This is a genomic window from Natrarchaeobius versutus (genome assembly GCF_041205745.1).
GTDB classification, from domain to species: domain Archaea; phylum Halobacteriota; class Halobacteria; order Halobacteriales; family Natrialbaceae; genus Natrarchaeobius; species Natrarchaeobius versutus.
Genome location: NZ_JBGFCC010000005.1, coordinates 300,533 through 313,021 on the forward strand (window position 1 = coordinate 300,533; position 12,489 = coordinate 313,021).

Consider the following 12,489-nt stretch of genomic DNA (forward strand, 5'->3'; position numbering starts at 1 on the left):
ATGGACAGGTTCGCCGATGTCGACGACCAGTACGATCCGCACGAACTCGAGGGGCGGATCTTCGACTACTGGGACGACGTCGACGCCTACGAGCAGACGGTCGAGCACCGATCGGACGGTGAAACCTACTTCTTCGTCGACGGCCCGCCGTACACCTCCGGCTCCGCACACATGGGGACCACCTGGAACAAGTCCCTCAAGGACGTCTACCTCCGATTTCTGCGGATGCAAGGGTACGACGTCACGGACCGACCGGGCTACGACATGCACGGCCTCCCGATCGAGACCCGCGTCGAGGAACGGCTGGGCTTCGAGAACAAGAAGGACATCGAGGAGTTCGGCGAGGAGAACTTCATCCAGGAGTGTAAGGAGTACGCCGACGAACAACTCGAGGGCCTGCAGTCTGACTTCCAGGATTTCGGCGTCTGGATGGACTGGGACGACCCCTACAGAACGGTGTCGCCCGAGTACATGGAAGCCGCCTGGTGGGGCTTTTCGAAGGCCGCCGAGCGCGGCCTCGTCGAAAAAGGAAAGCGGTCGATCTCGTGGTGTCCCCGGTGTGAAACCGGGCTGGCGAACAACGAAGTCGAGTACGACGACGTCGAGGACCCCTCGATCTACGTTAAATTCGACCTCGCCGATCGCGAGGGATCGATCGTCATCTGGACGACCACGCCGTGGACGATTCCCGCGAACACGTTCGTCGCCGTCGACGAGGAAGGCGACTACGTCGGCGTTCGTGCCGAAAAAGACGGTGAGGAGGAACTGCTGTACGTCGCCGAGGCCAAACACGAGGAGGTCCTCACGGAAGGGCGCTACGAGGACTACGAGGTGGTCGAAGAACTGACCGGCGAGGAGCTGATCGGCTGGTCCTACGGACACCCACTCGCTGAGGAGGTCCCCGACCACGTCGACGGCGAGGGAACCCTCGAGGTCTACGCCGGGGACTACGTCGACACCCACGGTGACGGCACCGGACTGGTTCACTCCGCACCTGGCCACGGTGAAGAGGACTTCGAGCGCGGCCGGGAACTCGGTTTCGAGCCGTTCTGTCCCGTCGGGGAAGACGGCACCTACACCGAGGAGGGCGGAAAGTACGCCGGCCAGTTCGTCAAAGACGCTAACGAGGAGATCATCGCCGACCTCGAGAGCGAGGGTGCGATGCTCGCCTCGGGAGCGACCGACCACAGCTACGGCCACTGCTGGCGGTGTGATACGGGCATCATCCAGGTCGTCACCGACCAGTGGTTCATCACGATCACGGACGTCAAAGACGAACTGCTCGACAATATCGAGGACAGCGAGTGGCACCCCGACTGGGCCCGCGACAACCGGTTCCGGGACTTCGTCGAGGACGCGCCGGACTGGAACGTCTCCCGCCAGCGCTACTGGGGCATTCCGCTTCCCGTCTGGACGCCCGAAGACCGTGACGACGACCAGGACCGCATCGTCATCGGTGACCGCGAGGAGCTCGCCGAACGGGTCGATCAGAATATCGATCCCGAGACGGTCGACCTCCACAAGGACACCGTCGACGACCTGACGATCACCGAGGACGGCACCACCTACACGCGCGTTCCCGACGTCTTCGACGTCTGGCTCGACTCTTCCGTGGCGTCGTGGGGCACCCTGAACTTCCCCGCGGACGACGGCAAGTTCGACGAACTCTGGCCCGCCGACCTCATCCTCGAGGCCCACGACCAGACCCGTGGCTGGTTCTGGTCCCAGCTCGGGATGGGCACCGCGGCACTGGGCGAGAGCCCCTACGAGCAGGTGTTGATGCACGGCCACGCGCTCATGCCCGACGGCCGCGCGATGAGCAAGTCCAGGGACATCCTCGTCGATCCCCACGAGGCGATTTCCCGCCACGGCCGGGACGTCATGCGACTGTTCTTGCTGTCGAACAACCCTCAGGGCGACGACATGCGCTTCTCCTGGGACGGCATGCAGACGATGGAGAATCACCTCCGGACGCTGTGGAACGTCTTCCGGTTCCCGCTTCCATACATGCGGTTAGACGGGTTCGATCCGGAGGTGACGACCCTCGAGGACGTGGACGAACACCTCGAGCCTCTCGACGAGTGGATCCTCGCTCGCCTCCAGTCGACGAAAGCCGAGATGACCGCCGAACTCGAGGCGTTCCGTCAGGACCGTGCGCTCGAGGCGCTACTCGAGTTCGTCGTCGAGGACGTCTCGCGCTTTTACATCCAGGCGGTCCGCGAACGCATGTGGGAAGAAGAGGACAGCGCCTCGAAGGAGGCCGCCTACGCGACGATCTATCGCGTCCTCCGCGAGACGGTCGTCCTGCTCGCGCCGTACGCCCCGTTCGTCAGTGAGGAGATCTACGAAACCCTCACCGGCGACGGCGGCCACGACACCGTCCACATGGAAGACTGGCCCGCGGTCGAGGAGTACTGGGTCGACGAGCAACTCGAGACGGACGTGGAGCACCTGCGTGCGATCGAGGAGGCGGGTGCGAACGCTCGCCAGCAGGCCGGCCGGAAGCTCCGCTGGCCTGTCCCGCGCGTCGTGGTTGCGGCGGACGACGACCGCGTCGTCGAGGCTGTCGAGCGCCACACCGATCTGCTCGCAGAGCGGCTCAACGCCCGCGGGATCGAACTCGTCTCCGCCGAGGACCGCTGGGAGGAACTCGCCTACAGCGCCGAAGCCGACATGAGCGAACTCGGACCCGCCTTCGGCGGTCGCGCCGGCGAGGTGATGAACGCGCTCAACGAGGCTCGTATCGACGAACCGAACCTCGAGGCGCTCGAGGACGCCGTCGGGGACGTCCTCGAGGACGACGACGAATTGACCGAGGAGATGGTCTCCTTCGTCACCGAGACGCCAGAGGAGATTGCCGGGACCGCGTTCGGTCTCGACGGCGACGACCACGGTGTGGTCTACGTCGACGCCTCGCTGACCGAGGACATCGAAAGCGAGGGGTACGCCCGCGAGGTTATCCGTCGGGTCCAAGAGATGCGCAAGGATCTCGAACTCGACGTCGAACAGCGGATCACACTCGACCTCGAGATCGACGACGATCGCGTTGCCGCCCTCGTTCGAGACCGCGAAGCCCTGGTCCGCGAGGAGGTTCGTGCCGACGAGATCGGCGACCTCGAGGACGGGGACGGCCACCACAAGGAGTGGGACGTCGATGGCGTGACGATGTCGATCACGATCGAGCCGTTGGCAGCTGCGGAAGCGTCGGACTGATCCGGGGAGCGAAGCAAACCGGTTCGCGGACCGGGAGACGGCGGCGACCGCAATAGCTTCCGGCCGGCGTAGTCGTTGAGTTTATAACTGGTTCGTGCCTTCCATTCTCACACAATAGTATGAACAATGGTGATGATAACAGGCGGATCGAATCGATCGGCGTCGTCGGTGGTGGGGACTCCGGACTTCTCACGGCGCTCGCTCTCGAGATGGGGCTCGACGAGGTGGAGATTTTCGTCGTCGACGACTTCGATCAATCCGTTCCGGAGGTCGGCAAGAGCACCCTCCAGTTCCTGCAGACGTTTCTTCACGATCGCCTCGAGATCACGCCGACCCGACTGATCGAGGAGGTGAAACTCGGGTTCAAGACGACGGTCTACCTGAAAGACTGGTGTGGGAAGGAGTTCCATAGCCCACTGGGGAAGCCGCTCCCGACGGTTCGACAGGTCGAGATGGACAACTGGGTCGATCCGACGGTCGATGGGGAGGGGTTGACCGCGGAGAACGAACCGGTGTTCGACGAGTTCTACTACCGATATCACGAGGACGAGTATACGACGGTGTACAACGAACTCGCCGAGACGACGGGGAAGTCGCCGATGGTGATCGACTCCCAGGACGTCTTCAACATTCGGAAGGGGCTTCCGGACGCCTCCTATCACTTCAATTCACAGAGCTTCAACCAGTTTCTCCGGACGGTCTGTGCGGAACGGGACGTCGAGTTGATCGACGACCGGATTACCGAGGTAACGGCTGCTGACGGACGGATCGAACGAATCGAAGGTGACGAGGGTGCCTACGATGCGGATCTCTACGTCGACGCGTCGGGGTTCAGACGGGTGTTGATGGACGAACTCGAGGTGTCCGTACGCGAGTTCGACCTCCCGGTCGATTCGGCGGTCGTCGCGACGACGCCGCTGGATCTCTCGGAGATCGACTCGGCGACGATCGTCACGACCGGTGAGGCGGGCTGGTTCTGGCAGATCGACACGGTCGACGTTCGCGATATGGGGTACGTCTACTCCTCCGAACACATCTCCGACGAGGATGCCCTCGCCGAGTTCCTCGAGCGGCGATCGGAGGATATCGAACCCGACGAGGTGCGTCGCTATCGCTTCGACTCGGGCGTTCTCGAGACGCCGTGGGTCGGCAACTGCGTCGCGGTCGGGAACGCGGTCGGCTTCGTCGAACCGCTCCAGTCGACGGCGTTGACGACCTCGGCCAGGCTCGCCGATCGGCTCGCGACGTTCATCGGGATGCACGGCCGGGTCAACCATCAGGGGCTTCGGGAGCTGTTCAACGAGACGACGCTCGCGACCTGGGGAGAAATCTACGACTTCGTGAGCCTCTACTACAAGTACAATTCGGGGACGACGGCGTTCTGGGAGGACGCCCGCGAGGTCAACCCCGGTCCGATCCAGCAGGTCGAAACCTACCGGGCGTCGGGGTTCTGTGCCCCCCAGACGCGGGCGGCGCTGACGCGAACCGGAACCGACCTCAACAATTACTACCTGTACTATCTCGTTTTGAAGGGGCTCGGAGTCGAATCGGAGTTCTACGAGAACCTCGAGTACGACCCCGATCCGGCGGTCGTCGAACAGGTCGAAGAGTACACCGACTCCGTCCACGAACGGGTCGATGATTTCCTCAGTTACGAGGAGTTCTACCACGCGTTCCATCCGGGCTTCGACGACTATAGTAGCCACTGAGAGTCACTGCACACCCGATCGCCAGACGAAAAGCGCGGTTCGGAGTGTGCGCGGTTCGGAGTGAGCGCGGTTCGGAGCGTGCGCGGTTCGGAGCGAACGGAGTGAGCGAGAACCGCGGGAAAGCGAACGGGGAGGGACGAACCGTGAGCGAACGAAGTCGTTCGAACGACCAGCGGTCGTTCGTGATGACGAAAATCTTCGATTTTCGAACCATGAGCGAGAACCGCGGAACGGCGAACGGGGAACGCAGTGACCCGTGAGCTCGGCGATCGGTGTGTACATCGTTTCAGTTGTTACTATAGCGGGATTGTTGGATGTCGCTTTCGTGAGCCCGAGACCCGGCCCGTAGTCTTCCCGGAACCGACGTTTCGAAGACCGTCTGCTCGGAGTTGAGCCGGCCGGTTTCGAGACCCGATTTCACGCCCACATCGTTTCAATTATCTAGAGAGTTCGGATATCACAACAGTCATGCCGATCGGCTGACCTAGCGTCTGTGATGACTCATCGGTTCGCCGTCTTCGCATTCGTCGTGTTGCTGGTCGGGTCGCTCCCGGCCGGTGTCGCCGGTGTGGCCCTCGATGCTGGCGGTACGCCATCTCACGTCGTCGAGTCCGCGGCCGCCTCAAGTGACGACTCCGAGGACGTTCTCCACCGGACGACGACCCTCCGACATCTCCCCGACCAACCGGGGACGTTCGAGACCGAGAAGCGGTTCCAGGTTCCCGATCCCGTCGTCGACCTCGAGATCGGCCTGGATAGCCGGGCCGAGATCGAATCGGTCGACGGGTTCGAAGCAGTCGGCGACGCGACGCTCCGGTGGACCGGCGAGACGGACGAACCGGTCGTCCGGTTTACCATGCCGGCGAATCGAACGGGTGACGTCGGTCATCACGCGACCGACGACGGACGAATGCACGACCGGACGGGAACCGCGGACGGCTACAGCTTCGTCGACACGGGCGAATGGGGGATCGTCCAGGTTCCCGGAATCGATATCACGCTCCGCCAGACCGAGTCCGTCGGCCACGACGAGACGGTGACGGTCGACGGTCCGGGTGCGACCGGCGGCGACATCGCCTTCTTCGGCGAGGTCGTCGAACACCGGACGGTGTTTCGCGGGGAGACGATCAGGTTGATCGTCCCCGAGGCGGCTGATCTCGAGGAGGAGCCGGCTGACGTTCTCGAGACGCTCGCGTACGCGAGCCAACGACTCGACGTCGGAGCCGCGGGCGAGGAGACGTTCGTCGTCGCCGTTCCGACCGACGCCGACTGGGGGCCCGAAGGGCTCCAGTACGGCGAGGGCGACGCCTGGGTCGTCGCCGACGCCTCACTCGAGGATTCGGGGAACGTCTGGATTCACGAGTACGTCCACGTTCGCCAGGGCTACGACGACGTCGACTCGGACGTTCCCACGGGAACCGAGTGGCTGGTCGAGGCACAGGCGGAGTACTACGCCGGCCTCCTCTCGTTCGAACGGGGTTTGATCGAGTTCGACGAGTTCAGCCGCCACCTCGAGGCAGGCGAGCGATCGCCGTACGCCGACGGCGTTCTCGTCGATCCCAACTCCTGGGATGACGACCGAACTGACTACGTGAAAGGTCGACTCGTCTACGGCGAGATCGATCGAACGCTTCGCCTCGAGACCGACGGCGACCGCACGCTCGTCGATGTCTTCCGACTGATGAACGCTCACGAGGGCTCGCTGACTGAGACCGAGTTCCTCGCGTTGCTCGAGGACGTGGGTGGCTCCGAGACGCGATCGGTCGCCGAACGCTACACGCGGACGCCCGAGACGCCGACGATGTGGACTCAACGAGATCACGGCGACGCATTCGATCGACAGGGAGCGACCTTCGAGTACGGGTTCGGCGACGAATCGATCGACGTCGCCGGCGACTCCTGGGCGGCCGACTACGCCGACGGAGAGACGATCGCGGTCCCCGTCGACGAGCGCGTGACCGTCCCCGTGACCGCCGAGAACGTCGGGGACCGGGACGGGACCGCCGACGCGACGCTCGAGGTCGACGGCGAAGTCGTCGACTACAGCCACGCGCGGCTGGCCCCCGGTGAGCGAACGACCGAACGACTCGGCTGGACGCCGACGGAACCCGGCACGTACGACCTCCGCGTCGGCACCGAGCGTCTGACCGTCCTCGTGCGCCCGCCCTCGAGCGTCGCCGTCTCGGACCTCTCGGTCGATCCCGAAACGGTCGAACCCGGCGAGACGGTAACGATGACGGCGACCGTCGAGAGCGCCGACGCCCGACCCGCGGCCGCGTCGCTCGAGGTTCGAACGTACGACGGCGTCGTCGACCGCCACCTGGTCGGCGTCGACCCGGGCGAGTCCGAAACCCTCGAGACGGAACTCAGCTTCGACGACGAGGGGCGCTACGAGATCGCGATCGGCGACGTCTCGACGATGGCGACCGTCTCCGAGGCATCGACGGCGCTCGAGGTCGATTCGATTCCAGGCTTCGGCGTGAGCGCGGCGCTCGTCGCTTTGGTCATCGCCGCGGTCGTGGGCGTCACAGACCGGTACCGTCGCCGGTCAGGATAACGTCGTCTCCGTTTTCGTCGTTTTCGTCGTTTTCGTCGTTTTCGTCGTTCTGTCCGTCACTCGAGTCGAACCCGGAACGTACAGACGCCTTCTGCGTCGTCCCGATCCTCGACGACGACGACGGCCGCATCAGTATCGAACTCGGCGACGACCCCCTCCAGAACGCCGTGAGCGACGTCGGGATACCAGCGTGGGGAGCGGTAGGTGACGAGGACGTCTTCGCCCTCGCGTTTCGTCGAGAGATCGGGAACCGACGTCTCGTCGGCCGCGGCGTCGACCGCGTTCGTGATCGACTCGAGGCTCTCGAGCAGGTCCGAAAGCGCCCAGTCGGCCCGAACGTGGGCGTTGAACGTCGACAGGAACGCGGGGGCGAGCATCCGCCCGAACGAGCGCTCGATCTGGGGGCGCTCCTGGACGGCGACGGCCGACAGCGTCTCGAGGATCACCTCGAACTCCTCGTCGTCGTAGTGAGAGACCGGCAGGTAAAGCGACGGCTCGAGGCCGGCCCGGTCGACGATCGCGTTCCAGGAGGCCTCGTCCGCGCGCTCGACGACGTACTCCTTCAGCGTCTTGTGGACGATTCCGTGCATCCGTGTGTGTCGGTGACACGTCCGAGCGTCGCAAGGTGGTCGGGGGATCGGTTCGGTCGTACGTACACCAGCGTCTCGCCGTTACTTAACACTGTGACATTTTTCCGTCCGCGGTCGACGAAAGTGAAACGAAGGTGACGGGAGAGCGGTTACAGTCGGTCGGCGAGCACCGGCGCGACCGAGACGGCGCTCGCTCCCCGCTCGAGCGTGTCAGTCCCGTAGATTGTCTCGACGCCCGCACGAGAGAGTTTCGCGTACGCGTTTCGGGCCAGGAGCGGATGGACACAGGTGACGAAGACGCGGCCGACGCCCCGCTCGCGGAGGACGGCGACCGCCTCGCTCATCGTCGATCCAGTCGCGATGATGTCGTCGGCAACGACCACGTCCCGGCCGGCGACGTCGACGTCGCTCGGCGAGATCTCGACCTCGGTGCCGGAGTGGCGCGTCTTCTCGAAGTAGTCCGTCTCGCCGCCGCCGTAGGCGTCCCGGACGGTCTCCGCGAGGGAGATCGCACCCGCGTCGGGCGAGAGAAAAACCGGATCGACGAGATCGCCCGGGAGCGGGTCCGCGAGTCGGCCCGCCGCGTCGACCGCCGTCGCCGAGGGCTCGAAGAACTCACAGACGGCCCCCTCGTGGGGATTGACGGTGAGGACGCGATCCGCGCCGGTCGAGATCGCGCGGGCGACCGCCCGGGCGGAGACCGGCTCGCCCGATTCGAAGGCTTCGTCCTGTCGTCCGTACCCCATATAGGGCAAGACCGTGACGACCTCGTCGATGCCGGCCTCGCGAACGGCGTCCTGTAAGAGCAACAACTCGAGGTGAGCGTCACTCGAGACGGTCGACGCGACGACGATCGCTCGCGTACGGTCCTCGATCCCGGGGACGGACGCGAACAGTTCGCCGTCGGGAAAGCGGTCGTACTCGACGGGCGCGATCGGTTCCTCGAGTTCCCGCGCGAGCGCCGCCGAAAGCGCCTGCGACGCGGATCCACTGACGATCATACTCGAGCCCACAGCGCGCGGGGTAAAACGGGTTTTCGTTCCGTCCCGCAGGAGCGGGGTTTCGTTCCGTCTCGCAGGAGCGAGGTTTCGCTCTGTCTCGTAGGAGCGAGGTTGCCGCTCTGTCCCGCAGGAGCGCCCGGGTTTCGCCGGCCGATCCGTCCGCTCACTCCGACGGTCGGGTCGCCACGACGGCGACTCCTGTGACGTCGCGAACGCCGAGGGCGTGTCGACGCCAACTGTCGGCTCCGGCGTTCTCCGTCGCGACGAGAAACGTTCCGTCCTCGGTGACGGCGTACACCGCCTCGCCGTAGTCGACGTCGACGATTCGACCGTCAGGGGAAGCGACTTCGGCCCACTCCCCGCCGTCGAATGCGTAGGCGGCATCCGCAGAGACGGCGTACGCACGTTCCGAGCGCGCCGACGAACCGTCGGACGCCACGGCGACCGCCTCGAACGAGCCCTCGAGTTCCGTCATCCAGCCGTTTCCGAGCCTGTAGAGACCGTCCGCGGTCGCGACGAGCGGTGTGCCAGACGCGTCGACGTCACGCGCGTCGGGCAATCCGGCGTGTGCGAGCCCGCCGTCGTGAACCCGGTAGACGCCGTCGGCGGTCGCGACGAAGTCGCCGTCGATCGCTCGAACTGGCGTACTCACCCTCTCCTCGAGATCCGTCCACTCGCCGTCGGTGCTCCGGCGAGCGACCCGTCCCCCGGCGTCGGCGGCCAGCATCGTCCTCCCGTCGTAGCCGACGGCGACCGCCGGACCGAATCCAGTGTCGACGAACGCTCCGTCGGAACCTCCGTCGTCGTCTATTCCGGTTCCTCCCTCGAGGGCGCGGACGTCCTCGTCGGTCGCGACCGCGACCGAGTCGGCGCTCGCGGCGACGTCCCGCGCGTCACAGCGCTCACAGAGCCCGAACTCGCCGACCGCGTCGCCGGCGATTCGGACCCGGACGACGCCGATCGAACTCGTGACGTAGGCTTCGAGCGCTCCCGATCGATCGCCGTAGACGCGTTTTTCCTCGATCGAGTCCATACGTAGACTCTCGCGTGCGCGAGCCGAAAACGTTCCGTCTCCACATCTGCTGGCTCGTCGTCTCACCCGTCGGCTTCGGAATCCCTTTGGGGGATCCGGTCGGACTAGGAGTCGATGGAAGTGTTCGGATCGAGCGGGACACGGGGTGTCGCGAACGAGGAGCTGACGCCCGCGTTCGTCCTGCGGGTCGCGAAAGCGGCGGGGACGGCCTGGGGGGTCGACCGGGTGGCGATCGCGCGCGATACGCGCTACACCGGTCGGATGCTGGCCGATGCGGCCGCGAGCGGGCTCGCGAGCACCGGTACCGACATCGACCGACTGGGGACGGTCCCGACGCCGGGCGCGCAGTACTACGCCGAGCGAGAGGGCGTCCCGGTGATCGTCGTCACAGCCTCGCACAACCCTCCACAGTACAACGGAATCAAGCTCGTCGGCGCGGACGGCGTCGAGCTCGCCGTCTCCGATCTCGAGCGAATCGAAGGGACGTTGCTCGCGGAAGGGTTCGCGGTCGCGCCCTGGGACGAGACGGGACGCGTCCGGACCGTCGAGGGCGTCACCCGCGAGTACGTCGACGAACTGCTTGCCTCGGTCGACCGGGAGTCGATCGCCGACGCCGAGTTGACCGTCGCGCTCGACCCCGGTCACGGCGCGGGCTCGGTGACGAGCCCCGAGTTCTTCCGCGAGTTGGGCTGTCGGGTCGTCACCGTCAACGGACAGCCCGACGGCCACTTCCCCGGTCGCGATCCGGAACCAGTCGTCGACAACCTCGAAGACCTCGGCCGGCTCGTCCGGGCAACCGACGCCGACGTCGGCATCGCCCACGACGGCGACGCCGACCGGGCAATCTTCTTCGACGAAAACGGTGAGTACGTCGAGGGCGATGCCACCCTCGCCGCGCTGGCCGCGGCCGAACTCGAGGCCGGAGACACGGCGGTATCGGCGGTCAACGTCTCCCAACGACTCGTCGACGTCGTCACCGAAATCGGCGCGGAACTCGAGTTGACGCCGATCGGCTCGACCAATATCATCACCCGCATCGAGGAACTCGAGGCGGCCGACGAGCGGGTGCCGATCGCGGGCGAGGGCAACGGCGGGATCTTCTTCCCCCGGTATCGCCTCTCCCGGGACGGTGCGTTCACGGCGGCACGGTTCCTCGAACTCGTCGCCGAGCGGCCGGTCAGCGAGATCGTTTCCCCGTACGACGGCTACGCCAACGTGCGCCGGAACGTCGGGTACGAATCGACGGCCGAGCGCGACGCGATGCTCGATGCGGCCGCGAATCACGCGAAATCCGCCGAAGCAGAACTCAACACTCGCGACGGCTACCGCCTCGACTACGGCGACGCGTGGGTGCTCGCCCGCCCCTCCGGCACCGAACCGCTCGTTCGGGTCTACGCCGAGGCCCGCGACGAAGACCGCGCCGCGGAACTCGCCGACGGGATGTACGAGACGTTGACCAAATCGAAAACCGACACCTGATCGACGATCGGGGCCGTTTTCCGATGGAGTGAACGGATCCCACTGGTTCGGTCCGCCCTGATCTCCGGTCGCTCGAGACGATTCCGCAAGCGGCAATCGACGTTCTCTGCCCGATCCGTAGGTCGACGGAGGTCAGTCAGGATTAGGAACGGACGATCTCGAGAAATCGTTTTCCGTCGCTCGTCATCCCGGCGTACGGTCCGGTCGGGTACGTCATCGGGACGGTGGTCAGGATCGCACGGAAGAGTTCGCTGTAGAAGATAGCCGTCAACACGAACGAGAGCGGCCCGCTGACGCCACGGCTCACCATCCAGAGAGTCGAGACGATCACCACGGTCACGACCGGACCGGCCAGAACGGAGATCGCCCGGACGGGGCTCGAGTGGTGCCGTTCCGACCGACAGCGCCCGTACAGCATCAGTTTCCACACGCCGTCGAAACCGACCGTCATCGTCAACGGCCCGAAACCGACCGTTCGCCCCGAATCACTTCCGATCGTGATGTGGGTGGTGCCGCCCGCGAGAAGGATCGGAACAGCGTGTGCAAGTTCGTGGAGAAAAAGCGCGGTAACGACGCCGACGACGATGCCGACTGGTATCAGCAGAAACCAGGCCACCTCGAGCATTGACAGAATTTCCTGTTGGCGAACCATAAATTTACACAATCCGGGTTCTGCCCAGTTCGGTCCGTTCGAGACCAGGACTCAGGATCAGATCAGTCCGTTCGAGATTCGGTCCCAGACTGTGTGAGACACTCGAGGGGGCGAGAGCGACCGCTGAACGGACTCCGATCGCCGTCGGAACGGGCGCTTCGATCTGCCTGCAGTAGCTCTTTCCGTCCGTTCGTCGTCTCTCGGAGACGAACCGTGAGCACCGATTCTGCGATCGACTGTCGCCGCCTCGAGCAC

At 65.1% G+C, this 12,489-nt stretch carries 8 protein-coding genes; 4 read left to right on the forward strand and 4 right to left on the reverse strand.

Annotated features, from left to right (window positions below):
• The 3 genes from ileS (at nt 1) to AB7C87_RS13535 (ending at nt 7,479) form a co-directional block, all read left to right on the forward strand.
• Nucleotides 1-3,213 (forward strand): isoleucine--tRNA ligase, encoded by a 3,213-nt coding sequence (gene ileS / locus AB7C87_RS13525; RefSeq protein ID WP_369730001.1) that lies wholly within the window; start codon nt 1-3, stop codon nt 3,211-3,213.
• 119 nt (nt 3,214-3,332) lie between these two features.
• Nucleotides 3,333-4,922, forward strand: coding sequence for a tryptophan 7-halogenase (locus AB7C87_RS13530; protein WP_369730002.1), 1,590 nt, complete (start codon nt 3,333-3,335; stop codon nt 4,920-4,922).
• A gap of 496 nt (nt 4,923-5,418) precedes the next feature.
• Nucleotides 5,419-7,479, forward strand: a complete 2,061-nt coding sequence (locus tag AB7C87_RS13535; protein ID WP_369730003.1) for a CARDB domain-containing protein — start codon at nt 5,419-5,421, stop codon at nt 7,477-7,479.
• 56 nt (nt 7,480-7,535) lie between these two features.
• Here AB7C87_RS13535 and AB7C87_RS13540 read toward each other — a convergent pair whose 3' ends face one another.
• The 3 genes from AB7C87_RS13540 to AB7C87_RS13550 form a co-directional block, all read right to left on the reverse strand.
• Nucleotides 7,536-8,069 (reverse strand): heme NO-binding domain-containing protein, encoded by a 534-nt coding sequence (locus AB7C87_RS13540; RefSeq protein WP_369730004.1) that lies wholly within the window; start codon nt 8,067-8,069, stop codon nt 7,536-7,538.
• 149 nt (nt 8,070-8,218) lie between these two features.
• Entirely contained in the window at nt 8,219-9,070 is an 852-nt protein-coding gene (locus AB7C87_RS13545; protein ID WP_369730005.1) for a ribose-phosphate diphosphokinase, read from the reverse strand.
• Nucleotides 9,071-9,233: 163 nt separating this feature from the next.
• Nucleotides 9,234-10,103, reverse strand: a complete 870-nt coding sequence (locus AB7C87_RS13550) for an HVO_0234 family beta-propeller protein (protein WP_369730006.1) — start codon at nt 10,101-10,103, stop codon at nt 9,234-9,236.
• A gap of 114 nt (nt 10,104-10,217) precedes the next feature.
• Here AB7C87_RS13550 and glmM point away from each other — a divergent pair, with 114 nt between their 5' ends.
• Nucleotides 10,218-11,582, forward strand: coding sequence for a phosphoglucosamine mutase (gene glmM / locus AB7C87_RS13555; protein ID WP_369730007.1), 1,365 nt, complete (start codon nt 10,218-10,220; stop codon nt 11,580-11,582).
• A 142-nt stretch (nt 11,583-11,724) separates the two neighbouring features.
• Here the strand turns inward: glmM and AB7C87_RS13560 are convergent, their stop codons facing one another.
• The gene (locus tag AB7C87_RS13560; RefSeq protein WP_369730008.1) at nt 11,725-12,207 is read right to left on the reverse strand and encodes a hypothetical protein; all 483 of its coding nucleotides are present in this window, start codon (nt 12,205-12,207) and stop codon (nt 11,725-11,727) included.
• Nucleotides 12,208-12,489: the final 282 nt, after the last annotated feature.

Excerpts from the sequence above, each read along its gene's own strand:
- AB7C87_RS13560 (WP_369730008.1), bottom strand. The coding sequence starts at position 12,207 with ATGCTCGAGGTGGCCTGGTTTCTGCTGATACCAGTCGGCATCGTCGTC.
- AB7C87_RS13540 (WP_369730004.1), bottom strand. The coding sequence starts at position 8,069 with ATGCACGGAATCGTCCACAAGACGCTGAAGGAGTACGTCGTCGAGCGC.
- AB7C87_RS13530 (WP_369730002.1), top strand. The coding sequence starts at position 3,333 with ATGAACAATGGTGATGATAACAGGCGGATCGAATCGATCGGCGTCGTC.
- AB7C87_RS13535 (WP_369730003.1), top strand. The coding sequence starts at position 5,419 with ATGACTCATCGGTTCGCCGTCTTCGCATTCGTCGTGTTGCTGGTCGGG.
- AB7C87_RS13550 (WP_369730006.1), bottom strand. The coding sequence starts at position 10,103 with ATGGACTCGATCGAGGAAAAACGCGTCTACGGCGATCGATCGGGAGCG.
- ileS (WP_369730001.1), top strand. The coding sequence starts at position 1 with ATGGACAGGTTCGCCGATGTCGACGACCAGTACGATCCGCACGAACTC.
- AB7C87_RS13545 (WP_369730005.1), bottom strand. The coding sequence starts at position 9,070 with ATGATCGTCAGTGGATCCGCGTCGCAGGCGCTTTCGGCGGCGCTCGCG.
- glmM (WP_369730007.1), top strand. The coding sequence starts at position 10,218 with ATGGAAGTGTTCGGATCGAGCGGGACACGGGGTGTCGCGAACGAGGAG.